At 67.5% G+C, this 24879-nt stretch carries 26 protein-coding genes; 12 read left to right on the forward strand and 14 right to left on the reverse strand.

The features are described 5' to 3' along the window. Positions 1-166 precede the first annotated feature (166 nt). Positions 167-406, forward strand: a complete 240-nt coding sequence (locus V0Z78_RS05435; RefSeq protein ID WP_336343610.1) for a DUF2061 domain-containing protein — start codon at positions 167-169, stop codon at positions 404-406. A 577-nt stretch (positions 407-983) separates the two neighbouring features. Here V0Z78_RS05435 and V0Z78_RS05440 read toward each other — a convergent pair. The 4 genes from V0Z78_RS05440 to pepF all read right to left on the reverse strand — a co-directional run bounded on the left by V0Z78_RS05440 (position 984) and on the right by pepF (position 5062). Beyond that, positions 984-1370, reverse strand: a complete 387-nt coding sequence (locus V0Z78_RS05440; RefSeq protein WP_336343611.1) for a DUF5811 family protein — start codon at positions 1368-1370, stop codon at positions 984-986. 77 nt (positions 1371-1447) lie between these two features. Further along, a complete protein-coding gene (locus V0Z78_RS05445) occupies positions 1448-1918 on the reverse strand; it encodes a pyruvoyl-dependent arginine decarboxylase (RefSeq protein ID WP_336343612.1) in 471 nt (156 codons plus the stop codon). A 54-nt stretch (positions 1919-1972) separates the two neighbouring features. Further along, complete coding sequence (gene pan2, locus V0Z78_RS05450) at positions 1973-3196, reverse strand: proteasome-activating nucleotidase Pan2 (RefSeq protein ID WP_336343613.1); 1224 nt, start codon at positions 3194-3196, stop codon at positions 1973-1975. 69 nt (positions 3197-3265) lie between these two features. Continuing rightward, complete coding sequence (gene pepF, locus V0Z78_RS05455; RefSeq protein ID WP_336343614.1) at positions 3266-5062, reverse strand: oligoendopeptidase F; 1797 nt, start codon at positions 5060-5062, stop codon at positions 3266-3268. 313 nt (positions 5063-5375) lie between these two features. Between pepF and V0Z78_RS05460 the strand changes: the two genes are divergently transcribed. Together V0Z78_RS05460 and V0Z78_RS05465 are read left to right on the forward strand one after the other, a co-directional pair. Next, positions 5376-5648 (forward strand): hypothetical protein, encoded by a 273-nt coding sequence (locus V0Z78_RS05460; RefSeq protein ID WP_336343615.1) that lies wholly within the window; start codon positions 5376-5378, stop codon positions 5646-5648. Positions 5649-5778: 130 nt separating this feature from the next. Continuing rightward, the gene (locus V0Z78_RS05465) at positions 5779-7116 is read left to right on the forward strand and encodes a M28 family metallopeptidase (protein WP_336343616.1); all 1338 of its coding nucleotides are present in this window, start codon (positions 5779-5781) and stop codon (positions 7114-7116) included. Here the strand turns inward: V0Z78_RS05465 and truA are convergent. From truA to hisS, 3 genes are all read right to left on the reverse strand, one after another. Next, positions 7113-7919: a tRNA pseudouridine(38-40) synthase TruA gene (gene truA / locus V0Z78_RS05470; protein WP_336343617.1), complete on the reverse strand. Its 807-nt coding sequence runs from the start codon at positions 7917-7919 to the stop codon at positions 7113-7115. The two genes, V0Z78_RS05465 and truA, sit on opposite strands and share 4 nt — an antisense overlap. An 89-nt stretch (positions 7920-8008) precedes the next feature. Next, positions 8009-9355: a sulfatase family protein gene (locus V0Z78_RS05475; RefSeq protein ID WP_336343618.1), complete on the reverse strand. Its 1347-nt coding sequence runs from the start codon at positions 9353-9355 to the stop codon at positions 8009-8011. Positions 9356-9485: 130 nt separating this feature from the next. After that, positions 9486-10784, reverse strand: a complete 1299-nt coding sequence (gene hisS, locus V0Z78_RS05480) for a histidine--tRNA ligase (RefSeq protein ID WP_336343619.1) — start codon at positions 10782-10784, stop codon at positions 9486-9488. Between the two features lie 389 nt (positions 10785-11173). On the opposite strand from hisS, the gene V0Z78_RS05485 reads away from it, so the two are divergent. Beyond that, the gene (locus V0Z78_RS05485) at positions 11174-11950 is read left to right on the forward strand and encodes a DUF4013 domain-containing protein (RefSeq protein ID WP_336343620.1); all 777 of its coding nucleotides are present in this window, start codon (positions 11174-11176) and stop codon (positions 11948-11950) included. A 167-nt stretch (positions 11951-12117) separates the two neighbouring features. Here V0Z78_RS05485 and V0Z78_RS05490 read toward each other — a convergent pair whose 3' ends face one another. The 4 genes from V0Z78_RS05490 to V0Z78_RS05505 form a co-directional block, all read right to left on the reverse strand. Then, positions 12118-12990 (reverse strand): DMT family transporter, encoded by an 873-nt coding sequence (locus tag V0Z78_RS05490; protein WP_336343621.1) that lies wholly within the window; start codon positions 12988-12990, stop codon positions 12118-12120. A gap of 36 nt (positions 12991-13026) precedes the next feature. After that, positions 13027-13623, reverse strand: coding sequence for a DUF7411 family protein (locus V0Z78_RS05495; RefSeq protein WP_336343622.1), 597 nt, complete (start codon positions 13621-13623; stop codon positions 13027-13029). Between the two features lie 7 nt (positions 13624-13630). After that, entirely contained in the window at positions 13631-13993 is a 363-nt protein-coding gene (locus V0Z78_RS05500) for a DNA-binding protein (protein WP_336343623.1), read from the reverse strand. A 61-nt stretch (positions 13994-14054) separates the two neighbouring features. Further along, on the reverse strand, positions 14055-14516 hold the full coding sequence (locus V0Z78_RS05505; protein WP_336343624.1) for a 30S ribosomal protein S19e: 462 nt from the start codon (positions 14514-14516) through the stop codon (positions 14055-14057). Between the two features lie 85 nt (positions 14517-14601). Here V0Z78_RS05505 and thiL point away from each other — a divergent pair, with 85 nt between their 5' ends. Next, a complete protein-coding gene (gene thiL, locus V0Z78_RS05510) occupies positions 14602-15465 on the forward strand; it encodes a thiamine-phosphate kinase (RefSeq protein ID WP_336343625.1) in 864 nt (287 codons plus the stop codon). On the opposite strand, the gene V0Z78_RS05515 is transcribed toward thiL, so the two are convergent. From V0Z78_RS05515 to V0Z78_RS05525, 3 genes are all read right to left on the reverse strand, one after another. Beyond that, the gene (locus V0Z78_RS05515) at positions 15462-16568 is read right to left on the reverse strand and encodes a site-2 protease family protein (protein ID WP_336343626.1); all 1107 of its coding nucleotides are present in this window, start codon (positions 16566-16568) and stop codon (positions 15462-15464) included. The two genes, thiL and V0Z78_RS05515, sit on opposite strands and share 4 nt — an antisense overlap. An 81-nt stretch (positions 16569-16649) precedes the next feature. Continuing rightward, a complete protein-coding gene (locus V0Z78_RS05520; RefSeq protein ID WP_336343627.1) occupies positions 16650-16898 on the reverse strand; it encodes a DUF7123 family protein in 249 nt (82 codons plus the stop codon). 230 nt (positions 16899-17128) lie between these two features. Further along, entirely contained in the window at positions 17129-17950 is an 822-nt protein-coding gene (locus tag V0Z78_RS05525) for a molybdopterin synthase (protein ID WP_336343628.1), read from the reverse strand. Between the two features lie 89 nt (positions 17951-18039). Here V0Z78_RS05525 and pyrH point away from each other — a divergent pair, with 89 nt between their 5' ends. The 7 genes from pyrH to V0Z78_RS05560 all read left to right on the forward strand — a co-directional run bounded on the left by pyrH (position 18040) and on the right by V0Z78_RS05560 (position 24808). Then, positions 18040-18765, forward strand: a complete 726-nt coding sequence (pyrH, locus tag V0Z78_RS05530; protein ID WP_336343629.1) for a UMP kinase — start codon at positions 18040-18042, stop codon at positions 18763-18765. After that, positions 18755-20422: a lysine--tRNA ligase gene (gene lysS / locus V0Z78_RS05535; protein WP_336343630.1), complete on the forward strand. Its 1668-nt coding sequence runs from the start codon at positions 18755-18757 to the stop codon at positions 20420-20422. Before pyrH ends, lysS begins: the two co-directional genes overlap by 11 nt. 42 nt (positions 20423-20464) lie before the next feature. Further along, complete coding sequence (locus tag V0Z78_RS05540; protein ID WP_336343631.1) at positions 20465-20647, forward strand: DUF7836 family putative zinc-binding protein; 183 nt, start codon at positions 20465-20467, stop codon at positions 20645-20647. Between the two features lie 47 nt (positions 20648-20694). Beyond that, positions 20695-22443, forward strand: coding sequence for a PDZ domain-containing protein (locus V0Z78_RS05545; RefSeq protein WP_336343632.1), 1749 nt, complete (start codon positions 20695-20697; stop codon positions 22441-22443). A 78-nt stretch (positions 22444-22521) separates the two neighbouring features. Then, positions 22522-22803: a hypothetical protein gene (locus tag V0Z78_RS05550; RefSeq protein ID WP_336343633.1), complete on the forward strand. Its 282-nt coding sequence runs from the start codon at positions 22522-22524 to the stop codon at positions 22801-22803. A 35-nt stretch (positions 22804-22838) separates the two neighbouring features. Beyond that, on the forward strand, positions 22839-24617 hold the full coding sequence (locus V0Z78_RS05555) for a heme-binding protein (protein ID WP_336343634.1): 1779 nt from the start codon (positions 22839-22841) through the stop codon (positions 24615-24617). Beyond that, positions 24614-24808: a hypothetical protein gene (locus tag V0Z78_RS05560; protein ID WP_336343635.1), complete on the forward strand. Its 195-nt coding sequence runs from the start codon at positions 24614-24616 to the stop codon at positions 24806-24808. The genes V0Z78_RS05555 and V0Z78_RS05560 overlap by 4 nt, the downstream gene beginning before the upstream one ends. The last annotated feature ends 71 nt before the right edge of the window (positions 24809-24879 follow it).

Consider the following 24879-nt stretch of genomic DNA (forward strand, 5'->3'; position numbering starts at 1 on the left):
GACGGCGTGGACGGATCGAAACGCGACTTCCCTCGTCCGATCGTCCTCGACTGACCAGTCGTGGGGCCGTCCAAGTCCCTGCCGTACGTAACTGAATACGGTTACGATATGGCAAGTATGTGCCCGGATCAGGTTGTTTCATACCGACGCTTCCCGATTCGACCGTATGGTACGGGACGTTCTCTCCGGCCCCGCGCTTCAGGCCCGAAGACGGGCCATCGTCAAGACGCTCTGCTATCGTCTGTTCATGCTGCTGATCACCGTCATCGTCGCGTGGACGATCGTCGGTGACGCAGGCGACGCGCTGAACATCGGAATCGCGACGAACCTGACGAAGACCGGGACGTACTACGTCTACGAACGGGCGTGGGACCACATCACGTGGGGCGTCTCGAACCCCGCTTGAGCGTCGGCGGTGGACGTCCGCCCGGTATGGTGGACGTCTCCGCGTCGTTCTCCTCGGGCCGGGGATGTGTGGCGGTTCGATAGCAACGAGTGCGTCGGCGATAGCGTCCATTTCGACGCAGGTTCGATCGGTTTGACCACCCCTCGTGTGAGTGGTTCGGCGGATCGGGGGAATGATCGGTCAGAGACGGTGGAGATCTACGCTGTATTGGCGATCGGGTGTACATCCGTCATCTCAACACTTAACCAACCGACGACTGTAGATCCGTCATGGACACGCCGGAGCATCAGTCGTTTTGGGCCTGTGACAACTGCCACGTCGTTCATTCCATGGACAATGACCCACCCGAGACCTGCTCCGTTTGCTCCGCTGAAGGGTTCTCACTCGTCGTAAACGTCCCCGGTGCCGAATACACTATCGACGTGATCCGAGAGCAGAGCGATCAAGATCGACGGTTTGGACACGAGTAGCTGACATCGAAGAGAGGGCGTGTTTTTAAGTAAACTGCCACCCTCAAAAGGGGTCGTTCGTAACCGAGCGACGCAGTAGTCGTGACGAACCGAGAACGGACGCGTCCTCAGCGTGCCGTCGGCGTGACGTCGTCCGGGACGGCCTGCTTCACCTGGAGGGCGGCGCTCGCCGCCAGCCCGCGGGCGACCTCCTCACAGTCCTCCTCGGTGATGTACTCCTCGCCCTCGAGATCGGGCTGGAAGCCGGCGCTGATCGGGTGGCCCGCCGGCGGCTGGACGGCCACGGTCGCCTCGGGACCGCCCGAACCCTGGCTGACCTCCGCGCCGACGACGTACTCGTCAGGGAGGTAGGTCCGCACGCGCCGAGTGATCTCGGCGAGGTCGCCCCGTAGCGTCCGACGCTGGTCCGTCGTGAGCTCGGGGACGTCGTCGAGTGCCCGCTGTCCGGCGTCGGTCGTTCCGGGGAGGCCGGCGTACGGCGTGTTTCCGTTCATGAAGGAATCACCCGAGCTACGGGTGCGCCGGTCAAAAACCCGTCGGCTACCGGCGTTCGGCGGTTCGTCCCCCGTCGTTACCAGAGCGGCCGTCCACGGCCGTAGACCGCGAGCGCGACCGCCGTCGCGAACTCGTCCTCCCTCGGCGTCGCCTCCCGGACGACGGATTCGGTCTCGCCGAACGTCCACTCCCGGAGCTCCTTGCCCGCCTCGAGCCCCCGCTCAGCGCGCTCGCGCGCTCGCTCTGGCGACTCCGCGCCGGCGGCCTCGTAGAACAGGCCCGGTCCCTCCTCGCTTCTGACCCACGCGAGCGCCGCGCTCACCGGATCGTCGGCGCTCGTCGCACGTGCCTGGACGACCGTCAGCCCGTAGCCGACGGGGCCGAGGTCGGGTGCGGTGTCGACGACCTCGACGCTCGCGTCGGCGGGGACCACCGAGGAGACGGAGACGAGGTTGTAGTCGTGGACGTTCGCGTCCGCGAGCGCGGCGTCGTAGGAGGACATCTCGGTGGGAGCGCTCGCGGCTCCGTGGACGATCCGAATCTGCATGCCAGCCCTCGACGTGGCGCGGCAGAAGGGGTTTCGGTTCCCGCCCCGGGCCGTTCAGTAGACGTAGAAGTTCGGTGCGTCGGCGTCGCCGGCGCTCTCCGCGATCTTCTCGAGTGCCTCCTCGAAGTCCTCGGTCCGGACCTCGGTGCGGTCGTCACGGACCGCGAACATCCCCGCCTCGGTACAGAGGCTCGCGAGCTCCGCGCCGGTGAACCCGCCGGTGTCGGCCGCGAGCGACTCGAAGTCGACCTCGTCCGCGAGGTTCATGTCGGCGGTGTGGATCTCGAGGATCCGTTCGCGGCCCTCCTCGTCGGGTTCGGGAACCTCGATGAGTCGGTCGAACCGGCCGGGTCGCAGCAGCGCCCGGTCGAGCATGTCGAAGCGGTTGGTGGCGGCGATGATGCGGATCTCGCCGCGGTCCTCGAAGCCGTCGAGTTCGCTGAGCAGCTGCATCATGGTGCGCTGGACCTCGGCGTCGCCCGAGGTCTTCGACTCCGTTCGCTTCGAGGCGATCGCGTCGATCTCGTCGATGAAGATGATCGCGGGTTCGTGCTCGGAGGCGAGTTCGAAGAGGTCCCGAACCAGCCGCGCCCCCTCGCCGATGAACTTCTGGACGAGCTCGGAGCCGGCCATCTTGATGAAGGTGGCGTCGGTCTCGTTGGCGACGGCCTTCGCGAGCATCGTCTTGCCGGTACCCGGCGGGCCGTGCAACAGGACGCCGCCCGGTGGCTCGATCCCGACCTCGTCGAACTGGTCGGCGTCGACGATCGGGTCCTCGACGGCCTCGCGGACCTCGCGGATCTGCTCGTCGATGCCGCCGATGTCGGCGTAACGCACGTCCGGACTCTGATCGACCTGCATCGCCTGCGCTCGAGCGTCGGTCTCGACGTCCAGCGGCGTCTCGACGCCGAAGGAGTCGTTAACCGCGACGCGGTCGCCCGCCTCGAGCTTCTCCTCGAGCGCGGGGTCGAGTTCGGTGAGCACCTCCTGGTTGGTGCCGTGCTGTTTGATGATCGCGCCGTCGTCGGTGAGCTCCTCGACGGTGGCGATGTAGAGCGCGGCGGTCTTGAGCGCGGTGTTCTCGCGTTCGAGCTCGTCGACGCGCTCGTGAAGCGTCTCGCGTCGCTCGCTCGCGTCGTCGACGCGCTCCTCAAGCTGGTCGTTGATCTTCACGACGTCGACGAAGTGGTCGCGGAGGGCGGCGAGACGCTCGCCGTCGGACATCTCGGGGTCGAGTTCGAGATGTGGTCGATCGGGAACGGAAGGGCTGTGGGCCATTTGTGTACCCTCTAAGGAATCGCGTTAAAAGTGCCTTTGGGTCGCGGTCGATTTACCGGTCGGTGCTCCTCACGCCTCGATCAGCGAACGCATCTCGTCGAGGTACTCGTCGTAGACCGACAGGGCGTCCTCGATCGGCTCCGGCGATCGCATGTCAACGCCCGCGACGTCGAGCAGTTCGAGGGGATATTTCCGGGAGCCCGAACGCAGGAACTCGCGGTACTGCTCCGCGGCGGGCTCGCCCTCCTCGAGGATCTTCCGCGAGATCGAGACGGCCGCGCTGATCCCCGTGGCGTACTGGTAGACGTAGTACGCCCGGTAGAAGTGTGGGATGCGCATCCACTCGCGGTCGATCCGGTCGTCGACCGCGGCGGGCTCGTAGAACTCGCGTTTGAGCTCGCCGTAGAGCTCGTCGAGTCGATCGGGCGTGAGCGCGCCGTCGGCCTCGCTGATCTCGTGGGCGCGATGCTCGAAGTCGGCGAACATCGTCTGGCGGTACAGCGTCGAGCGGAACCGTTCGAGGTACTCGTTGAGCACGTGCAGCCGGAACTCCTCGTCCTCGACGGTCTCGAGCAGGTGGTGGGTCAAAAGCGCCTCGTTCACCGTCGAGGCGACCTCCGCGACGAAGATCTCGTAGCCGCTGTAGACGTAAGGCTGGCGTTCGCTCGTCAGCTCGGAGTGCATCGAGTGACCCAGCTCGTGGGCCAGCGTGTACATCGAGGGGATGTCGTCCTGGTAGTTCATCAGGATGAAGGGCTGGGTGTCGTACGTCCCGCCCGAGTAGGCACCCGACTGCTTGCCGGCGTTCTCGTAGACGTCGACCCACCGCGAGTCGAGCCCCTCCGCGACGCGCGACTGGTACTCCTCGCCCAGCGGAGCGAGCGCCCTTACGACGTGATCGGTCGCCTGCTCGTACTCCAGGTCGGGGCTCTCGCTCCCGGCGATCGGCATGTAGAGGTCCCACATCCGGAGTTCGTCGACGCCCAGCGCGTCGCGCTTGAGTTCGGCGTGGCGATGCAGCACGTCGAGGTTCTCCCGGACGGTGTCGACGAGGGTATCGTACACCTCCGGGGGGACGTTCGGCCCGTCGAGCGCCGCCTCGCGGGCGGTGTCGTAGTTCCGTGCGCGCGCGAGCTTCACGTCGGCCTTGACGCTGTTCTTGTACGCGCTTCCGACCGTGTTGCGGACGTCAGCCCAGGTGTCGTAGAACCCCTCGTAGACCTCGCGGCGGAACTCTCTATCCTGATGCTTCTGGAGCTTCGTGAAGTTCGACTGGGTGATCTCGACGGCCTCTCCGTCGGGGTGCTCGACCGTCGGGAACTCGACGTCGGCGTTCGCGAGCATGTTGTAGATCTCGCCCGACGCGCCCGTCACCTCGCCCAGTTCGGCGAGCAGGCTCTCGATCTCCGCCGAACGGGTGTGTGGTTTCATTCGCAGCACGTCGTCGAAGTAGTGCTCGTACTCCTCGAGGGCTGACTCCTCGTCGATCAGCGCCTCGAGTTCGCCCTCCGAAAGCTCCTGGAGCTCCGGCTCGATGAAGCTCGCGGCGCTCGAGGCCTCCGAGGCGAGCGACTGCGAGCGAGCGGTGAGCGCCTGGTACTGTTGGTCGCGGGTGTCCTCGTCGCGGCGCATCCGCGCGTAGGCGGCCACCTTCGAGACCTCGCGCATCAGCGTCTCGCGCAGCTCCAGCACCTCGCGGAGCGTCGCGCCGTCCTCCGTGGTCCGGCCCTCGTACTCCCGAAGCTCCTCGATCCTCGCTTCGGCCGTCTCGTAGGCGGCCTCCCAGTCCTCGTCGGTGGCGTAGATGCTCTCGAGATCCCAGACGTACTCCTCCGCGATCTCGGCGCGTTCGGGAACCGAACTCATGGGCGTGTTACGTGTCAGAGCGCTCTAAACGTTGGCGGTCTACACCACGTCGGCCCTCGATCGGGGACCGGCCGACCTCGTCGCTCGCCGCACACCGTCGGTACAACCGCATGCGGATCGCCTCGCCACGGTCGTTCGGGATCGCCCGGTCCGAGAGGCGGGAGCTTCGGTAGGCTCGTCAGCTCGGAGCAAAGGGGGTGCTCCATCCGTTCGGCGGACCTCTACCATCGGGACTATAACGACATTTACGTATACGTGCCAAGAATTAAATCAACAACGAATGCATCGAATATCAGTCGGCTGGAGATCGTAGATGACGAGAGTGAGCAACTGGATTCGAAACCTGTTCCCGGATTCGCTGAGTGAGGTGCGAGTCCGGAACTTCGAGCGCTGTGTCGAAGACTCGCCGGGAACGCGGATCGTCGACGAACTGCCGCTCGGAAACGGACAGGAACTGACGATCCGTCTCGCGCCGGACTCCTCCACGAGCAGCGACCTGGTGGGGCTACTCAACAACGCCAACGTCACGATAACGAAGCTCTCGACCGAAGAAGGGGCAGCCTACCTCGAGGTACGGATCGAATGAGTGTCCGACGTCGGGGTGAGACTCGAGCGCCCCGCTTTGGCGTTCACCGCGTTCGATCGCGGACGACCCGCGACCGCCAGCAGCACGGTACGAACGTAACCACCATGAGGCGAGCCCCGTACGTGACGGTATGAGCGACGTCGACATCGATGCGGTTCTCGGACGCGCCTGGCACGACGAAACGAGTTGGGAGCTGCTCACCCGGTTGACCGAACTCGAGGAGCGCATGGGCGGCCACCCCGGCGAACGTCGCGCCGCCGACCTCGTCGCGAGCGCGTTCGAGGAAAGCGGCGTCGAGCGCGTGAAGCTACGGGAGTTCGAGATGTGGCGCTGGAACCGCGGCCGGGCCGAACTGGCGGTCACCGAGCCGATCGAGCGGAGTTTCGGGACGCTCGCGCTACCGTACTCACCCGCCGGCGACGTACACACGGAGCTCGTCGACGTCGGTTACGGCACCCCCGATGAGATCGAAGCGAGCGACGTTCGGGGGAAGATCGCGGTCGCGAGCACGACCACGCCGCCGGAGAAGGGACGGTTCGTCCACCGCATGGAGAAGTTCGGCCACGCCGCCGCCGCGGGCGCGGAGGCGTTCGTCTTCGCGAACCACGTCCCCGGCCAGCTCCCCCCGACCGGGGCGCTGCGGTTCAACGCTGAGGCGGCGATGCCCGGCGTCGGCGTCTCGAAGGAGGCCGGCGCGTGGCTCACCGAGTACGCGGAGCGTGGCGGCCGGGCGAAGCTCTCGGTCTCCGCCACCACCGAGCGCGATACCAGCCAGAACGTCGTCGGCACGCTCGGACCCGAGACCGACGAGGAGATCGTCCTGCTCGGTCACTACGACGCCCACGACATCGCGGAGGGCGCGCTCGACAACGGCTGTGGGATCGCGACCGTCGTCGGTACGGCACGGATCCTCGCCGGGATGGAGCCCGCGCTCGAACGCCGGGTCCGCGTCGCCGGCGTCGGCTGTGAGGAGGTGGGCCTGATGGGAAGCGAGGCGCTGGCCGACGAACTCGATCTCGAGAGCGTGGCGGCGGTCGTCAACGTCGACGGGGCGGGTCGGTTCAGAAACCTCCAGGCGTACACCCACGGCTCCGATCGGATCGAGACGCTGGTCGAGGAGACGTGCGACGAGTGGGACCAACCCGTCGCGTTCTCGCGCGATCCCCATCCCTACAGCGACCACTGGCCGTTCCTCCACCGGGGCGTGCCCGCCCTCCAGCTCCACAGCCAGGCACCGAGCGGCGCGGAACGTGGTCGTGGCTGGGGCCACACCCACGCCGACACCCGCGACAAGGTCGATCCGCGAAACCTCCGCGAACACGCCATGCTCGCGGCGTTGCTGGTCCGCGAGCTCACGCGAAGCGAGTTCCCGCGAATCGGAAATGAGACGCTCCGTGAACAGCTTCGTGAGACGGACGCCGAGGCGGGGATGCGTGCGGCCGAGGTCTGGCCCGAGGGCTGGGATTAACCCATCCGCTGCCCGATCCGAGCGGCGACCCGCGCGCCGGTCTCTCGCTCCACTCGCTTCGCCTCGAACACCGCGCGAGCACTCTCCGCTGCCCGCTCGTCGACCTCGAACTCTACGTCGTAGTCGACGTCGCTCAGAACGAGCGGCTCCGGCGGAGCCGAGGCGATCCCCTCCGGTCCCGACAGCCGCTCTTCCGAGAGGACGCGGTCGATGAACGCGAGGTCGCGCTCGCCCCTGCCGACTGCCTCGACCAGCGAGACGATCCGTCGGACCAGTTGTCTCAGGAAACCGTCCGCGCACAGCGTCACGATCGCGTACGAGCCGTCGCGCTCGAGTCGCGCCTCGTAGATCGTTCGAGTGGTGTCGCCCGAGTCGGACGTGAGGTTGTGGAGGTCGTGGGTGTCGACGAGCGCGCCGAGACACGCCCTCGCGCGTTCGTCGTCGAGGTCCGGAGCGTGGAGGTGATAGACGTACTCCCGCGAGCGGGCGTCGTAGGTGGCGTGAAACTCCTCGCCGACCTCCGTAGAGGCCCACGCTCGTACGTCGGCCGGGAGGTCGCCGTTGAGCGCGGCCGGCGTGAGCCACTCGGGACAGTCGAGGGCGACCGTCTGGGCGAGCGCGGAGACGCCGGCATCGGTACGCCCGGCCGCGGCGTAGCCCTCCGGTTTCTCGTCCTCGAGTACGCCGAGTTCGCGGAGCGCACGAAAGAGGGTGCCCTCGACGGTCGAAACGTCGGGCTGGCTCGGCTGGCGCTGAAATCCGTGATAGGGAGTTCCGTCGTATGCGACCCGAAACGCGCGCATACGGACGCTACCGGAGCCGACCCGTATAGCGTTCCCGGCTCACACCTGACGGTTTCGGGGACTCCGGCCGGAGGGTCCGACTCCGATGGTCAGTCGGACGGCCACGCCATGATCTCCTCGTCGAAATTGCTCGGCGGGACCGGCCCCGAGAGGAGGGGGTCATCGGTCCCCTCCATCCACTCGCGGAGCTCCTCGCGAAGCTCCGCGGTCGTCCCCTCGTAGCCGTCGGCGTCGGCAACGTTCTCGCGTTCGTGGGGATCGGCCTCGAGGTCGTAGAGCTCCTCGTAGGGACGGTTCGGACGCTCGAACTCGTCGCGGACCTCCTCGCCCGAGGGGCTGTGGCGGACGTCGTGGGTGAGATAGACGTTCGGAAGCCGCCAGAAGTTCCGGACGTACTTGAACCGCCGGGTGCGGATCGCACGTACCGGATTGTAGGCGTCGTGCCACGTCATTTCGGTGAACAGACGCTCGCGGGCGTCGTACTCGTCTTCCTCCTCGCGTAGCAGCGGAAGGAAGCTCCGTCCCGAGATCCGCTCGGGGATCGGTTCGTCGAGCAGGTCGAGGATCGTCGGCAGCACGTCGACGTTGCTGATCAGTTCCTCGTACCGTGTCCCCGGTTCGATCGTACCGGGAAGCGACACGAGGAGGGCAATCTCGATGCCGGGATCGTAGAGCGAGCCCTTGGCTCGGGGCATCGCGAGTCCGTGCTCGGTCGTGAAGATCACGAGCGTCTCCTCGTCGATGCCGGCGTCCTCGAGGGCGTCGATGACCCGTCCAACTCCCCGATCGATCGCCCTGACCATCCCCTGCGCGTCGGCCAGGTCGCGTCGGATACCGGGCTCGTCGGGGAGGTACGACAGCGGCTCGACCTCGTCCGGATCGGACGGGTCGTAGGGATCGTCCGCGAAGAGGAACCGATCGTCGTCCTCGATGCGGTGGAGCTCGAAGAAGCCGATCGAGGCGAAGAAGGGATCGTCGAGTCCGCCGTCCTCCAGCCGGTCGGCGAACGTCCCGCTCACCTTCTCGGCGCGGTCGGTCTCGTGGATCGACGGCGGGACGTCCGGCGAGAGGAGCCGATCGGAGTGAAACTCGTCATAGCCGAGGCGTTCGGGGTTCTCGGTGACGTGCTGGAGCCCGAAGAGATGCGTCTCGTAGCCCGCCTCCGAGAGGTAGGTGGGCAGGACGCGCTCGTCGTCGTTGAGATCCGGCTCGTCGTGGGCGAGTCCCACCAACCCGTTCTCGTGAGGGCATCTGCCGGTCATGAGACTGCCCCGGCTCGGCGAACACTGGGGCGCGGTGGCGAAGGCGTTCTCGAAGGTCGCACCCTCGGACGCCAGCGCGTCGATCCGCGGGGTCTCGACGTCGGCCCCGTAGCACCCGAGGTAGCGTCCGAGATCGTGACAGTGGATCAGACAGACGTTGGGGCGATCGGACACGGACGCGGTTAAAGAAGTTCGCCTGAAAACGCCTGTGATATATGTCGAGGGGAGAATCTCGTCCCGGGACGGGACCGTTTTTGACGAGCGTTCGCGATCGGAGTCGGGATCGAGGTCGCCGGCGATTCGATCACTCGAAGTCGTCGTAGGTGGGTCGTTCGAACTCGCCGGGGAACGCGTCGACCGGAACCGCCGTCTGCTCGCCCGAGGCCATCCCCTTGACCGTGATCTCGTCGTTCGCGAGGTCGCGCTCGCCGACGATCACGACCGTCTCGGCGTCGATCGAGTCGGCGTAGTTCATCTGTGCGCCGAAGCTCCGCCCCGAGAGATCGGTCTCGACGACGTTGCCCCGCTCGCGCAGTTCGCGGGCGATCCGTGCGGCGACCGGACGGGTGTCGCCCACCCGGAGGACGTAGTAGTCGGTCTCGAGGGACTCGTCGGGCCAGACGCCGGCGCGCCGACACAGCTCCGAGAGGGTGGCGTGGCCGAGGGCGACGCCGACCGCGGGCGTGGGCTGGCCGCCGAAGCCCTCGATCAGGTCGTCGTAGCGTCCGCCGCCGAACACCGACCTACTAACCTCGCCGGTCGAGTCGAAACACTCGAAGACGACGCCGGTGTAGTAGTCGAGTCCGCGCGCGGTCTCGAGCGAGACCGAGCAGAACTCCCGGGCGCCGAGGTCCTCGACGGCCTCGAGCACGTTCTCGAGGTTCGCAACCGCGCGCTCGACGCGCTCGGTGCCGGCGAACTCGACGAGCTCGTCCAGGTCGTCGGTGTCGAGCAGCGCGTCGAACTCCTCGGCCTGCTCCCGCGAGAGTCCGGCCTCCGTGAGCAGGGCGTGGTACTCCGTCCGCTTGACCTTCTCGCGTTTGTCGACCGCGCGGATCGCCTCGCGCGTCTCGACGTCTGCGTCGAACGACTCCAGCAGCCCGCCGAGGATGTCGCGATGCGAGACGCGGAACTCGAAGTCCTCGGCGGTGAGTCCCAGCCCGGAGAGGGCGTCGGCGCAGTAGGCGAGGATCTCGGCGTCGGCCTCGGGCTCCGCGGAGCCGAAGACGTCGACGTTGGTCTGGTAGAACTCGCGAAACCGACCCTGTTGGACCTGCTCGTACCGCCAGAACGGCCGGGTCGAGAACCACTTGATCGGCTTCGAGAGCTCCTGTTGTTTCGCGACGACCATCCGCGCGACCGTCGGGGTCAGCTCCGGCGTCATCGCGACGTCGCGTCCCCCGCGATCGGTGAAGCTGTAGAGCTCGTCGACGATCTCCTCGCCGCTCTTGTCGACGTACATCTCCGTGGGTTCGAGGGTGGGCGTCCCGATCTCCCGGAAGCCGTAGCGCCGCGCGGCAGCCTCTAGCTCGTCGATCACCACACGCCGGGCGCGCATCTCGCCGGGGTAGAAGTCACGAAAGCCCTTGATCCGCTCGTACATGCGCGGGCCTTCGCGGCTCCGGCGCTTGAAGCTGTTCCTCTCCGTTCGTCACCGTGCCGGAGGGGTCGGCCGAACGCTCAGCCGCCGTCGACGGGTTCACGAGTGGCGCGAGCGACGCCGGTAACCGTCGACGATCGATCGCGGTTCGGGACGGGTACGATCGAGGAGGGAAGCCGATTCGCGACGGCTTCGTTCATCCGGCGCGAACCGGCTGAATCCCGTGGTCGTTAGCGGCTTCCGTCCAAATTAGCTCGTTCGTGGTGATATTAGCGTTCGTTCACCCGATCTGTGTTATCTCGGATCGTTTTCATCGATGCATGTTATGTGGTATGGGGTAGTACACCCTCCACGGGCCGCCCCTCGAGAGGGTGGTCCGGGAGGAGATATCCATGAGAGAAGACGATCCGAAACGCGGAACCGACCGGAGAGTAGCGAGCCACGGCGAGCGATCCGGAGTGATCGCGGGCGTCGAGAAGGCGATCAGGTATCCCACGGAGAGCGACGACGTCGTGCGAACCGTCGCCATCGGCGGCCTGCTGATGCTGTTCGGATTTCTCGTCGTCCCGCTGTTCGTCGTCGGGGGATACGCCATCAGGGTACTCGACCGTACCGCGAGCGGCGATGACGCCCCGCCGACGTTCGACGCGTGGGGAGAGATGACCGTGACCGGCCTCAAGGCGGTCGTCATCGGCTTCGTCTACATGCTGCTCCCGACGGTCGTGGGCGGGGGCGTCTTTCTCGTCGGCGTCCTCGGGGTGGGCGTCTCCGGTGACGGGGCGATCGCGGGTCTCGGGCTGCTCGGCGCGATGCTGGGGGGGCTGCTCTGGTTCGCTCTCTCGCTGCTGGTCGCCTACCTAGTTCCGGCGGCATTGGCGAACTTCGCCGAGACGCCCACGCTCGGCGCCGGATTCGACCTCGGAACGCTGAAGCCGGTCTGGCTGTCCCGGACGTACGCCCTCGGCTGGGCGACCGCGTTCCTCGTGTTGTTGATCGGCGGGCTCGTCACGGCGGTCCTCAACGTCGTTCCGGTTCTGGGGACGATCGCGGGGGCGTTCGTGGGGTTTTACTTCGCGATCGCGGCCTACTCCGTGATCGGCCACACCTGGGCGGACGTGTCTACGGTGCCGCGTCGCGACCACGAGACGCTGAACGATCCCGCCGTCTGAGATCCCTCTACCTTTTTCACCGCCGGTCCGTTCCGTGAACCGATAGGTGCCCGTTCGAGGGCGTTCTCGAGTCCGCTCGATCGCTCCGCCGTAGTGTCTCACGAGACGAGCGCCGCGAGCGAGGTGAGCGTATCGGTCGGCGCTGCGGGGAGGCCGACGTCCGTCGGTCAGATCGCGATCAGCGTCACGCCACAGATCGCGAGCGCCGCCGCGAACAGCCGGAGCGCGAACGCCTCCTCGCGCAGCACCAGCCCCCCGAGCACGACCGCGACGATCGCCTGCGTGTTGATGATCGGCGAGGCGATGCTCGCCGGGAGGCTCGAGAAGGCGATCGCGGTGGTGTGCTCGCCGACGGCGACGACGGCTCCCGCGGCGAGGAACTTCGGGAGATCGGCGCGAACGCCGCCGGGCCAGGTCCGGATCGCCTGCGGGGCGAGCACGATTGCCATCCCACCGAGCAGCGAGACGACCAACAGCGATGGCGGGACGGCGAGCTCCTGGAGGGTCACACGGCGGCCGACGTCGCCGACGGCGTAGAGCGCCGCGCTCAGCAACGCGAACCCCGCGGCCCGCGAGCCCGCGGCCCGACGCAGCGGCGCGAGCCACGCGCCGCCCTGGAAGTTCGCGACGTACACCGCGACCGTCGCCAGCGCGATCCCCGCCAGCTGGAGCGAGGTGAGATGCTCGCCGAGCAGGAGGATCTCCAGCGGCAGAACGAACACCGGCACGATCTTGCTGATCGGCGCGACGTAGGAGATCTCGCCGACCGCGATCGCGCGGATGAACGCCATGAACGCGAGCGAGTTCGAGACGACGATCACCGCGATACCGACGCCGCCGTCGAGCAACAGCCGGATCGGCGACGGGCCGGCCGCGGGCATCGAGCCGACCGCGACCGGCAGGTAGAGCGCGATCGCGAGGGGGTGGACGACGGTGACGATGACGCTCGCGGAGTACGACGGGAAGTAGCGTTTCAGCGCGAACAGATAGCTACCCCAGACGCACGCGGCGAGCACGGCGACGGCGAGTCCGGGGTCCATACCGGGCGCTCTCCCGCCCGGGCAAAGAGCGGTTCGTTATCGTGATCGGAAGCCGGTGACGGAGGTCTGTTCGTGGTCGGGAAAGACGTCGGCGACGGCCTCGGCTCCCGCCCTCTCCGCGAGCAGCGCACGGAGTTCGGCCTCGTAGTCGGCGCGCTCGATCGACTCGCTCGGACCGACCTCGACGGTCAGGTTCTCCTCGACCAGCCCGTCGACCGCACCTCGTCCGAACCCCGACAGCGGTGCGACGTAGTCGACGCCGTGGCGATCCTCGAGGCTCTGGGCCCGTGCCCGGGAGACCGAGGGGACGCGGTCGTCCCGACGGGTACCGTCCGCGACCGCGTTGAACTCCTCGCCCGCGAGCCGTTCCAGCGCGTGGACGTGGACCTGCTGGATGCCGTTTCGTGGGTAGCCGTCCTCGAGCATCCGTTCGACCGCGGCCTCGGCCACCGCCCGATCGAGCTCCAGGGGTCGGAAGTCGAACGCCGTTCCCTCCGCCGCTCGTTCCGCGTGTCGCCAGTCGTCGGTGATTCCGAAGCGGGCCGTCACGAGGGTGACGTCGTAGAAGGCCGAGAGCAAGAGCGCCGCGAGCGATGAGTCCTTGCCGCCGCTGTAGAGCAGCCCGAGATCCATTCCGGCCTCAGCGCCGGCGAATGTCGTAGCTCTGGCTGTCCGGCGTGAGTTCGCGAAGCAGCTGTTTCATCTTCTCCTCGTCGATCTTGCCCTGGATGCGTCCGCTCTGGGCCAGCCCGAGGATCTGTCGCTCGACCTGGTCGGCGAAGTCGGGCTTGCTCATCCGGACGGAGTTGAGTCGTTGTCGTGCGCCGTCGGTGAGGTGTTTGCGGAGCATCGCCTTCTTCTGGGCGTCCGCCTGCTGCTGTTGTTGCTCCTGGGCCTGGGCTCGTGCCTCCTCGGAACCCGCGCCCTCCTGTTGCTCCTGAAGCTGTTCGAGCTTCTTCTGTCTGAGCTCCTCGAGCCGCTCGTCGTCGGGGCTTCCGCTCATGATGTGATAACGTTTCTACGCCGTCGACAAAACGATTACGGAGCCCGATCGGGGGGCCGGTTCAGGCGTAGCGTTCGAGCTCGGGACGTTCCTCGACGAGCGAGGCGAGGACCTCGCCGGCGACGTCGTCGAGCAGGCTGCGGCCCTCGGCGGTGACCTCGCGGCCTTCCGAGCCGTGCTCGCCGACTAACCCCTCCTCTTGGAGCTGCTGGAGGATGGTGCGGATGATCTTGTCGCTGCCGTCGCTCTGGCGGGGCGGTGCGACGCGATAGCGGTTCGAGCCGCGCTTCGCGCCGCCGTAGTGGGTCGCGAGTCGCTCGACGCCGACGGGGCCGTCGACGGCGACCCGCCGAAGCAGGCTCGCGGCGCGGACGTACCAGAAGTCCTCCTGCTCGGGGGGGAGTTCGCGGTCGGCGCTGGCCTTGGTGTAGGCGGCCCAGTCGGGCTCCTCGATTCGGTCGGCCAGTCGATCGGAGAGTTCCTCGATGAGCGCGTCCGCCGGCACGTCGTAGAGCGTCGTCATTGGCGATCGTTCGCCGGTGTGACTGTTAAACCCATCGTCTTCCGCGGACCGGGTTGCTTTTCTCCGACGCTCGCACACCCCGTCCATGGACGAACGGGCCGCGCTGGGATCGATCGCCGCCGCGCTCGACCACGCGGGCGACGACGCCGCCGTGGTTGACGGACAGGTGCTCACGACCGACATGCTCCACGAGACGACGGACTTCCCCGACGGGACGACCCGCTATACGGCGGGCTGGCGGGCGGTCGGTGCGTCGCTGTCGGACGTCGCGGCGATGGGCGCGGAGGCGACGGCGGCGGTCGCCGTCTACGCCGCCCCGACGTTCGTCGAGCGCGAGCTCCTCGACTTCCTCGCGGGCGCACGCGACGTCTGCGAGGCCGTCGGCGCGGAGTACGTCGGCGGCGACCTCGACGCCAACGAGGAGTTCACCGTCGCGACGACGGCGCTCGGACGGACCGACGAGCCGATCCACCGTTCGGGGGCCCAGCCCGGCGAGGCCGTCTGCGTCACGGGAACGCTCGGTCGGAGCGCGGCCGCCCTTCGACTCTTCGAGCGCGGCGAGGCTGGACGAGCGAACGAGTGCTTTCGGTTCGTCCCCCGGGTCGCAGCCGGCCGTGCGCTCGCGCCGCACGCGAGCGCGATGATGGACTCGAGCGACGGCCTGGCGCGTTCGCTCCATCAGCTCGCCGAGGCGAGCGGCTGTGGCTTCGCGATAGAGCGCGACGCGATCCCGGTCGACGAGACGCTTCGGGAGGTCGCGGAAAGCGAGGCGACCACGCTCGCGACCACCTTCGGCGAGGACTTTGAACTGGTGTTCACGCTTCCCGAGCGGTCGAGCGGGCTCCTCGAAGGAGACGTCGAGGTCCCGATCACCGTCGTCGGCGAGGTGACCGAGTCGGATCTCACGATCGACGGCGAGGCGCTCCCGGACCGGGGCTTCACCCACTAACCCACGACCTGGATCGGCACCGGCGTGAAACAGAGCAGGCCGAGGACGAGCGTCGCGACCCCGACGACTACCCGTCCGGCGCCGAGCTCCCGGTCGTCGATCGGCGTGGCCGAGCCGACGAAGGAGAACACCAGCGCGAGAAAGCCCCAGAACGCCCAGATGAACGCGGCGTCGCCGGGGACGTCACGGACGTAGTAGAGATAGCCGGCCAGTCCGAACAGCACCGCGGGAACGAGCGCGGCGATCCGGTCCTGTTGATCGCCGAGGATCGCCCGGAGGACGTGCCCGCCGTCGAGCTGTCCGACCGGGAGCAGGTTGAGAAACGTGACGAACATCCCGACCCAGCCGCCGATCACCACCGGGTTGACCGACGTCGCGGGGTTGTCGTAGTGGAGCGGCTGATCGACGATCCACGCGAGCAGTTCGAGCAACGGCGGGTACCCCAGTTCGATCTGGACGGCGTTGGGATCACCTACGAGCGCCTGGGGCGCGGTGACCGGCGGGAGGTGGAGTCCGACGACGGTGACGACGACCGTCGCCACGAGCCCTGCGATCGGGCCGGCGATGCCGATGTCGAACAGCGCCTTCCGGCTGGGGATCTGTCCCTTCATCTTGATCACCGCGCCCATGGTTCCGATCAGCGTCGGAATCGGGATGAAGTAGGGCAGCGAGGCGTTCACCCTGTGATACCGACTCAGCACGTAGTGGCCGAGCTCGTGGACGCCGAGAACGCCCATGATCGCGAGCGTGAACGGCCAGGCGTGAACGACCTCCGCCGAGAGCGGATCGAGGTGGTACCAGAGCGAGCCCGCGAACAGCGTCGAGAGGACGGTCGCGACGAACAGCACGAGGTTGGTCCACGGGATCCCGTCGATCCCGAGATCGACGGGTTCGGCGACCAATACCCACTCGCCGTACTCGCGGGTGAGTCGGACCTCGTAGCCTCGCTCGCGGAACACGGGCCAGAGCTCCCGGAGAACGGTCCGACTCGAGGTTCGGGGACTACCGTAGTATCGTAGCGTCTCTCCGTCGGTCGCCGTCTCGTAAACGTTGAAAACGTGACCGAGTTCGGTGGGTGGTGGGCCCGCCCGGAGATCGCTCATCGGATCGGCTTAGGGTTGGGAGGGCATAAGCCTTGGATGATCCGGGCGGTGGAGGGCCGAAGCGTCAGCGGGACCGGTCGATCACTGGGCGGGGGTTACGCGCCAGGTCGTCGCACTCGTGTAGGACCACTTCTCGATGTTCAGGTCGTCGGCCGAGTCGCGGAGCTTCACCATGATCGCGCCGATCTCCTTGGGCGAGAGGTCCACCTCGTCCGCGATGAACTTGCCCTTGAAGTACAGCTCGCCGCCGGCAGCGCGCTGGTTAAGGTACCGCTTAAGCCGTTCTTCCTTCGATTCCGCCGTCGTAGAGGGCTGCGTCGTTGTGCTCATCTTCTCCTCATCACCTCCTTAACCCCCCACTAATGATATACCCTGAGGATGTTTAGGGTATCTTTAACGTGAAGTAACTCGAAAGGAATCGTTCACGACGCTTCAAAAACGCCGTAGACGTTTTATAATCGGATTAGCGACGTTCGTTTACCACTACGAGTTCCGGACTTACGTATCTGTCGAATTCGCCTCGATCGCGGAGAGTTAACGACGCTTCGCCCGCGTTCGCGTCAGTCGCGGGTGTGGACCCAGAACTCCTCGTCGGTCGTGACCTCCTTTTTGAAGATGGGCACCTCGCTCTTCAGCCGATTGATGCCGTCCTCGACGGTGCGAAACGCCTCACCGCGGTGGCCCGCCAGGACGACGACGAAGACGATGTCCTCGCCCGTCGGGATGAGGCCCGTCCGGTGGTGCATGCGAACCTCGTAGACACCGTCGCGCGATTCGAGCTCCTCGCGGAGCGCGGTGAGACGTCGGTCTGCGACGCCTTCGTACGTCTCGAACTCGAGCGCCTCGGTCGGGGCGTCGTCCGCGCCGTCCTTCTCGCGCACCCGACCGGTGAAGGTGGCGATCGCACCCGCGCGGTCGGCCCGGGGCGAGCGCTTGACCCGCGAGACGAGCGTCTCGAGCGTGACGTGGGGCTCGGTCGACTCGAGCGCGTCGCAGACGCGCTCGACGTCCACGTCCCCGGCGTCGGTCGCCTCGGCGAGCACCGGTCCACGGCCCCCGCGCTCCCCGAGCACCACCTGCGGGATCATGGCGTCGTCGAACCCCTCGACGACCGCGTAGTCGTGTTCGGGAGCGAGATCGTCGAGGATCGCTTCGAGGCCTCGATCCGCCCCGGACGCGACCCAGCTTCCGTCGTCGGCGATCCCGTAGGTCGTCCCCATACTCGTCTCGCGCTCGTCGGCGTCGAGTCCGGTCGCGTCCGCCGGGGGTTCGTCCAGGCGTTCGACCGTCGCGACCCGGCCGCGCTCCGCGAGGTGTTCGGCGATCCGTCCTGTGAGGGCCGTCGTGGCGCCGGCGGGGCCGACGATTCCGAGCGTGTACATACGTGCGTAGACGTCCGGTGGTGGTTTGTAGGTGTCGCCGGAGTGAGTTGATAATCCTTAAGCCGCCGTCCGGGTAACCCGAAGCAAGCATGAACGTGGTCGTTTCTATCGGCGGCAGCGTGCTCGCGCCGAATCTCGGCGACGACCGGGTCGAGGAGCACGCCGCCGTCATCGAGGACCTCGCCGACGACGGCTGTTCGATCGGCGCGGTGGTCGGCGGCGGCGGGGTAGCCCGCGCGTACATCGCCGCCGCCCGTGAGATCGGAGCCAACGAGATCGAGCTCGACACCATCGGAATCGACGTCACCCGGATCAACGCCCGGCTGTTGATCGCCGCGCTCGGCGAGTCGGTCGCCCCTGCGCCCGCGACGAACTACGAGGACGCCGGAGAGGTGCTCCGGAACGGCGACGTCTGCGTGATGGGTGGGGTCGCCCCCGCGCAGACGACCGACGCGGTCAGCGCCGCGCTCGCGGAGTACGTCAACGCGGACCTGCTCGTCTACGCCACGAGCGTCCCGGGCGTCTTCGACGCCGATCCGCAGGAGGACGACGACGCAGAGCGGTTCGACCGGATCACCGCGAGCGAGCTCGTCGACACCATCGCGGACATCGAGATGACCGCCGGCTCCTCGGCGCCCGTGGACCTGCTCGCCGCGAAGATCATCGAGCGCTCGGGGATGCGCACGATCGTCCTCGACGGCACCGAGCCCGCGCGGATCACGAGCGCCGTCCGATACGGGGATCACGACGGAACCGACGTGATCCCCGAGGGCGTCGGCGACGAACCCACCTACTGGGCGGAGAATGAACGCTGAGACCGACGCGGACCCGTACACGCTCCACGAGGACGAGCCGAACGAGGGACGGCGAGGCTACGTCTTCTGGGCCGACGAGATCGCCGACGAGATCGAGGGGAGGAACCCCGACGAGCCGATCATCGTCAAGGGCGGCATCTCCCCCTCCGGCGTGCCGCACCTGGGCAACGTCAACGAGATCCTCCGGGGCTACTTCGTCGCCGAGGTGTTGCGCCAGCGCGGCCACGAGGTCCGGCAGGTGTTCACCGCGGACGACCGTGACCGCCTCAGAGGGCTGCCCCGCAAGCTCGCGGATCTCGACGGCGAGATCGTCGATCTCGGCGAGGTCGACGCGGGCGCGCTCGGGCGCAACCTCGGCAGACCCTACACCGACGTCCCCGATCCCTTCGGCTGCTGTGAGTCCTACGGCGCACACTTCTCCGAACTGATCCGACGCAGCGCCGAGGCGATCGACGTTCCGCTCGAGATCGCCTCGAACACCCGAATGTACGAGGAGGGCGAGTTCGAGGACGCGACCCGCCGGCTGCTCGCAAACCGCGAGCACGCCCGCGAGGTGCTCTCTGCGTACCAGGGCGGCGTCGACGAGGAGTACGTGCCGTTCCTCGCGCGATGTGAGAGCTGCGGCCACCTGACCGACCGGGTGACCGCCGTGGATCTCGAGGCGGGGACCGTCGAGTACGAGTGCGTCGACGTCGAGGCCGGCGAGCAGATCATCGAGGGCTGTGGCCACGAGGGAACCGCCACGCTACGCGAGGGAAAGCTCCCCTGGCGCTTCGAGTGGGTCGCCCAGTGGGAGATCCTCGGCGTCGACTTCGAGCCGTTCGGGAAGGACCACGCGGAGGGATCGTGGCCGAGCGGGGTCGACATCGCGCGAAACGTCTTCGAATTCGAGCCGCCGGTGCCGATGGTCTACGAGTGGTTCACGCTCAACGGCGAGCCCTTCTCCTCCTCGGCGGGCAACGTGATGCTCGTCTCGGAGGTGCTGGAGCTGATCGAGCCCGAAGTGCTTCGCTACTTCTTCGCGAAGGACCCCAGCCGCGCCCGGGACTTCGACGTCGAACGCATCGATCTCCTCGTGGACGAGTTCGACCGGCTCGAACGGATCTACTTCGGCGAGGAGGAGGCGAGCGAGCGCGAGCGAGCGCGCGCAGAACGGGTCTATCCGTTCTGCGTCGAGGAGGTACGCGAGGACCGGATCCGTCTGCCGTACACGTTCGCGGCCGTGCTGGGCATGACCGACGATCCCGACCTCCGCGAGGAGATCGCCCGCCGTGAGGGACACATCTCCGCGGAGACCCCCGAATGGGCGATCGAGGAGGCGCTCTCGCGCGTCGAACGGGCCCGCACCTGGGCGCGGCAGACCGGAAACGAGTACGACTACGAGCTCCAGCGGACCGAGCTACCCGCAGTCGATCTCGACCCTGCCGTCGAGCGGGCGCTCTCGGAGCTCGCGGACTTCGTCGAGGACCACGACGACCCCGAGGCGATCCAGGGCGAGATCTACGAGACCGCGAAGCGCCACGACGTACCGGTCGGCGAGTTCTTCGCGACCGGCTATCGGCTCTTCTTCGACCAGGAGCAGGGGCCGAAGCTCGGCCCGTTCCTCGCGAAGCTCGACCGCGAGTTCGTCCTCGCGCGGCTGCGTCGCGAGCGTTGACGCCGACCGAAGCTTTTTGCCAATCGGTATCACACGACGTCCATGGACGAGACGTTCGTCCGGCTCATCTGTCCCGGCTGTCAGACGACCTGGAAACGGCCGCCCGGCGAACTGCCCACCCACGACCACGACTTCGCGTGTCACGACTGTGAGACCGAGCGCCGTCTTTCGGAGTTCACCCGGACCGATCACGACCTCGCGGTGTTGAAGCAGTTCCAGGGGTAGTCCGCCCATCACAACCCATTTGAGCGCCGCCCGCCGAAAGAGGGACAATGAGTACGCTCACGTGGGTGCTGCTCGGCGTCGTCGTCTACTGGACGGCGCTGCTCGCGCTCCGTAACCGGGGCGCGCTGCCGGGCTACGTCGGCACCCAGGGCCCGATAATTACCCTCCACACCAAACGCGGTCGAGCGGTGCTCGATCGCCTCTCGCGACCGAAGCGGTTCTGGCGGGCGTTCAGCAACGTCGGCGTCGGAATCGCGCTCGTCGTGATGATGCTGTCGTTCGTCTTCGTCCTCTTCGCGGCGATCTCGGCGCTGTACGCCTCCGAACAGACCGCCGTCACCGAGCCCAGAAACGTCGTCGTCATCCCCGGCGTCAACGACTTCCTCCCCCTCTCGGTCGCCCCCGAGATCGTCTTCGGCCTGCTCGTCGCGCTGGTCGTCCACGAGGGCGCCCACGGACTGCTCTGTCGGGTCGAGGGGATCGAGATCGACTCGATGGGGATCGCCCTCCTGGCGATCGTCCCGATCGGCGCGTTCGTCGAACCGGACCAGGAGAGCCAGCGGCGCGCCGACCGCGGCGGCAAGACGCGGATGTTCGCCGCCGGCGTCACCGCGAACATGGTCGTGATGATCGTCGCCTTCGGGCTCCTGTTCGGCCCGGTGACGGGTGCGATCGCGGTCGCTCCCGGCGCGGCCGTCGGCGGCACGTTCCCGGGATCGCCGGCCGCAGAGGCGGGGATCGACGCCGGCGACCGGATCACCGCGATCGACGGCGAACCGATCGACGACGAGGCCGCCCTCGAGTCGGCAGTCGCGGAGGGCGACGCGACGGCGACCGTCACCGTCGATGGCGAACGCGAGGTGACCGTCGAGCGTTCTGCGTTCGTCGTCGGGGCCGCCGAGGACGGCCCCGCGGGGCTCTCGACCAGTGACACGATCGTCGCAGTCGACGGCGAGCCAGTGACCACCGAGAGCGAGTTCCGCAGCGCCATCTCCGAGGAGGGGGTCGTCACCGTCGAGACCGACGACGGCCAGGAGCACACCTTCCCCGCAGGGGCGCTCTCGACCGTCAGCGAGGACGGCGCCGCGAGCGAGACCGGGATGCCGACGGGCGAGCAGGTAGTGATAACGGCGATCGACGGCGAACGAGTCGTCGACAGCAGCGCGCTGACCGCCGCCCTCCAGGAGACCGAGCCCGGACAGACCGTCGAGGTCGAGGCCTACGTCGACGGCGAACCAGCGACGTACACGGTCGAACTCGGCGAGCACCCCGAGGGTGACCACGGCGCCATAGGAATACAGGTACAGCCAGGCGTCACCGGCGTCGTGGTCAACGACTTCGGGATCCAGCCCTATCCGGCGAACGCGTTCCTCTCGATGCTCGGCGGCGGGGAGGGGGGAACGAGCACGTTCATCAGCGCGATCGGCGTCGCGCTCCTGCTGCCGATCGCCTCCGTCACCGGGTTCGCGACGTTCAACTTCGCGGGGTTCACGGGCTACGTGACGAACTTCTACGTCGTCGAGGGCGCGTTGGCACCGCTGGGCGGCGGCGTCTTCCTGCTCGCGAACCTGCTGTTCTGGACCGGCTGGATCAACCTCAACCTCGCCTTCTTCAACTGCATCCCCGCCTTCCCGCTCGACGGCGGACACATCCTCCGGACCAGCACCGAGGCGATCGTCTCACGGCTGCCGTTCGAGGCGAGCTACGAACTCACGAAGACGGTGACGATCTCCGTCGGCGTCACGATGCTCGTCGGACTGCTCGTGATGATCTTCGGCCAGGGACTGCTGGTGTGAGTCCGACCGACTCGGTTCCGTCCCCGTCCCCGTTTCCGGCGGCGACAATCACGACCCACCGGAGACCGTATCACTAGCATGGACGATCACGACGTGGTTCGCGTCTGGCTCGTCGAGCGGACCTACTCGGACGACGAGCAGAACGTCATCATCCTCACCTACGCGACGCCCGACGGCGAACGCGAGTTCCGAAAGGAGCGCGCCCTCACGAGCTTCAGCGGCGGGGACCGACCGACGACGGCGGCGGTGGAGGGCGATCCTGACAACCTGGGAAGCGTCAGCGACCCCGAGACCCGCGAGCGGTACGCGGCCGAAGTCGAGCGCGTCCGGGAGCGCCACGACCCCGACGACGCCGTGTAGAAAGGTCCTTCCCGCCCGCGTCCGAACCGCCGCACATGTCACGACGCGAGCCGCCCCGGACCGAGGAGGGGCTGTACGTGCTACACGACCTGCGGAGCGTGGACTGGGACGCCTGGCGTGGGGCCGCCGAGCGCGACCGGGAGGCAGCGATCGAGGAGGGCGTCGCATTCCTCGAGTCCCACGTCGACACGGAGGAGGGCGACTCGGCGGTGTTCAGCGTGCTCGGACACAAGGCCGACCTGCTGATCCTGCATCTCCGGCCGACCCTCGCCGAACTCGACACCGCCGAGCGGGAGTTCGAGGGCTGTGCGCTCGCGGAGTTCACCGACCGGGCGAGTTCCTACGTCTCGGTGACGGAGGCGTCGGGCTACACCGACGCCGCCGCCGACTACTTCGACCCCGACGCGGAGGCCGACCCCGGACTCCGGCGCTACATGGACTCGCGGCTCTACCCCAAGCTCCCCGACACGGAGTTCGTCAGCTTCTACCCGATGTCGAAGCGCCGAGACCCGGAGTACAACTGGTACGACCTCCCGTTCGAGGAGCGCGCGGAGCTGATGGGGGCCCACGGCGACATCGGCCGGGAGTACGCGGGGAAGGTGACCCAGATCATCTCCGGCAGCGTCGGCATGGACGACCACGAGTGGGGCGTGACGCTCTTCGCCGACGACATGACCGAGATCAAACACCTGCTTTACGAGATGCGCTTCGACCCCTCCTCCTCGAAGTACGCGGAGTTCGGCCGCTTCTACACCGGCCGGCGCTTCCCACCCGCCGACCTGGAGGCGTTCCTCGCCGGCGAGGCGGTACCGGTCGACGACACGGACGACACTGCCGACGATATCGACGCCGGCTTCGCCGGGACGCTCGCGGACCTCGGCGTCGAGATCGACGCGCCCGCGGGCGCCCACGGACTGGTGCTTCGCTCGGAGGCCGACGTCGAGACCGTCCGCGAGGAGGTCGACGGGCTCCGAGGCAACTTCGAGCACTACGACAGCCACGTGCTGACGGAGGTGTACGATGGCGATTCGACGACGGTCGTCAGCGTCTGGGAGACCGAGCGCGCCGCCGACACCGCGCGGGGCTTCCTCGAGGAGCTTCCGGGCGTCACGGAAGTGATCGCGGGCGCGCTCGGCGGGGACGTCGAACCCGCAGAGACCGGCGAGTCCGGATCGGAGGACGACATCCGCGGCGAACTCGCCGACCTCGACATCTACGCGGGCAAGCCCCACGGCGAGGACGTCTACGCGATGGTGCTCTACTCGGAGGCCGACCCCGAGGAGCTCCGACCCGAGGTCGAGGACCTCGCCGAGGGGTTCGACCGCTACGACACCCACGTCAAGACCGCCACCTACCGGGCGAGCGACGGCGGCCGGTCCGCGGTCGTGAGCATCTGGGAGACGGCCGACGCCGCCGACACCGCCGGCGGCTTTCTCGCCGACCTCCCGGGGATCGTCGCCCGCGCGGGACAGGGTCCCGCGGAGGAAACGAGCGGGGAGGAACGACCCGCGAGTCGCGCGGGCCAGGAGCCGGGCTTCGGGACGATGGGGATGTTCTACACCGTGAAGCCCGAACACAGAGAGGAGTTCGTCGATAAGTTCGGCACCGTCGGCGGTCTCCTCGAGGAGATGGAGGGCCACCACGAGACCGCCCTGATGGTGAACGTCGGCGACGAGAACGACATGTTCATCGCCAGCCAGTGGCGCTCGCGGGAGGACGCGATGGCCTTTTTCCGTTCGGATGCCTTCCGCGACACCGTCCAGTGGGGCCGTGACGTGCTCGCGGATCGCCCGCGCCACGTCTTCCTCGCATGAGGAACGTCGAGCCCACCGAGGGCCATAGTGCTGGGAGGCTCCGAATCGCCGTGCTCGCGGGCTTTCCACTCCTGGTCGCGGCGCTGATCGGCGCGCTCTCGGGGAACGTCCGTTCGGGGCTGGTGATCGGCGCGGGGATCGGTTTCGGGCTCGCGCTGTCGGTCGCCGTCCACGACCGGCTGACCGGCTGAGCCGGCTCGCGATCGTTCGCCTATCGGTCATACTGGCCGGAACGTCGCGATTGATCACGGTTCCTGACGAC

It is taken from the genome of Halalkalicoccus sp. CG83 (genome assembly GCF_037081715.1).
GTDB classification, from domain to species: Archaea; Halobacteriota; Halobacteria; order Halobacteriales; family Halalkalicoccaceae; genus Halalkalicoccus; species Halalkalicoccus ordinarius.

What these genes read in the sequence shown, in the direction of transcription:
- V0Z78_RS05465 (WP_336343616.1), top strand. Translation starts at nt 5,779, where the DNA reads ATGAGCGACGTCGACATCGATGCGGTTCTCGGACGCGCCTGGCACGAC.
- V0Z78_RS05460 (WP_336343615.1), top strand. Translation starts at nt 5,376, where the DNA reads ATGACGAGAGTGAGCAACTGGATTCGAAACCTGTTCCCGGATTCGCTG.
- pyrH (WP_336343629.1), top strand. Translation starts at nt 18,040, where the DNA reads ATGAACGTGGTCGTTTCTATCGGCGGCAGCGTGCTCGCGCCGAATCTC.
- V0Z78_RS05550 (WP_336343633.1), top strand. Translation starts at nt 22,522, where the DNA reads ATGGACGATCACGACGTGGTTCGCGTCTGGCTCGTCGAGCGGACCTAC.
- V0Z78_RS05495 (WP_336343622.1), bottom strand. Translation starts at nt 13,623, where the DNA reads ATGGATCTCGGGCTGCTCTACAGCGGCGGCAAGGACTCATCGCTCGCG.
- lysS (WP_336343630.1), top strand. Translation starts at nt 18,755, where the DNA reads ATGAACGCTGAGACCGACGCGGACCCGTACACGCTCCACGAGGACGAG.
- truA (WP_336343617.1), bottom strand. Translation starts at nt 7,919, where the DNA reads ATGCGCGCGTTTCGGGTCGCATACGACGGAACTCCCTATCACGGATTT.
- V0Z78_RS05560 (WP_336343635.1), top strand. Translation starts at nt 24,614, where the DNA reads ATGAGGAACGTCGAGCCCACCGAGGGCCATAGTGCTGGGAGGCTCCGA.
- V0Z78_RS05525 (WP_336343628.1), bottom strand. Translation starts at nt 17,950, where the DNA reads ATGTACACGCTCGGAATCGTCGGCCCCGCCGGCGCCACGACGGCCCTC.
- V0Z78_RS05505 (WP_336343624.1), bottom strand. Translation starts at nt 14,516, where the DNA reads ATGACGACGCTCTACGACGTGCCGGCGGACGCGCTCATCGAGGAACTC.
- V0Z78_RS05490 (WP_336343621.1), bottom strand. Translation starts at nt 12,990, where the DNA reads ATGGACCCCGGACTCGCCGTCGCCGTGCTCGCCGCGTGCGTCTGGGGT.
- pepF (WP_336343614.1), bottom strand. Translation starts at nt 5,062, where the DNA reads ATGAGTTCGGTTCCCGAACGCGCCGAGATCGCGGAGGAGTACGTCTGG.
- V0Z78_RS05485 (WP_336343620.1), top strand. Translation starts at nt 11,174, where the DNA reads ATGAGAGAAGACGATCCGAAACGCGGAACCGACCGGAGAGTAGCGAGC.
- V0Z78_RS05540 (WP_336343631.1), top strand. Translation starts at nt 20,465, where the DNA reads ATGGACGAGACGTTCGTCCGGCTCATCTGTCCCGGCTGTCAGACGACC.
- V0Z78_RS05435 (WP_336343610.1), top strand. Translation starts at nt 167, where the DNA reads ATGGTACGGGACGTTCTCTCCGGCCCCGCGCTTCAGGCCCGAAGACGG.
- V0Z78_RS05440 (WP_336343611.1), bottom strand. Translation starts at nt 1,370, where the DNA reads ATGAACGGAAACACGCCGTACGCCGGCCTCCCCGGAACGACCGACGCC.
- V0Z78_RS05445 (WP_336343612.1), bottom strand. Translation starts at nt 1,918, where the DNA reads ATGCAGATTCGGATCGTCCACGGAGCCGCGAGCGCTCCCACCGAGATG.
- V0Z78_RS05515 (WP_336343626.1), bottom strand. Translation starts at nt 16,568, where the DNA reads ATGAGCGATCTCCGGGCGGGCCCACCACCCACCGAACTCGGTCACGTT.
- V0Z78_RS05520 (WP_336343627.1), bottom strand. Translation starts at nt 16,898, where the DNA reads ATGAGCACAACGACGCAGCCCTCTACGACGGCGGAATCGAAGGAAGAA.
- thiL (WP_336343625.1), top strand. Translation starts at nt 14,602, where the DNA reads ATGGACGAACGGGCCGCGCTGGGATCGATCGCCGCCGCGCTCGACCAC.
- V0Z78_RS05545 (WP_336343632.1), top strand. Translation starts at nt 20,695, where the DNA reads ATGAGTACGCTCACGTGGGTGCTGCTCGGCGTCGTCGTCTACTGGACG.
- pan2 (WP_336343613.1), bottom strand. Translation starts at nt 3,196, where the DNA reads ATGGCCCACAGCCCTTCCGTTCCCGATCGACCACATCTCGAACTCGAC.
- hisS (WP_336343619.1), bottom strand. Translation starts at nt 10,784, where the DNA reads ATGTACGAGCGGATCAAGGGCTTTCGTGACTTCTACCCCGGCGAGATG.
- V0Z78_RS05500 (WP_336343623.1), bottom strand. Translation starts at nt 13,993, where the DNA reads ATGAGCGGAAGCCCCGACGACGAGCGGCTCGAGGAGCTCAGACAGAAG.
- V0Z78_RS05555 (WP_336343634.1), top strand. Translation starts at nt 22,839, where the DNA reads ATGTCACGACGCGAGCCGCCCCGGACCGAGGAGGGGCTGTACGTGCTA.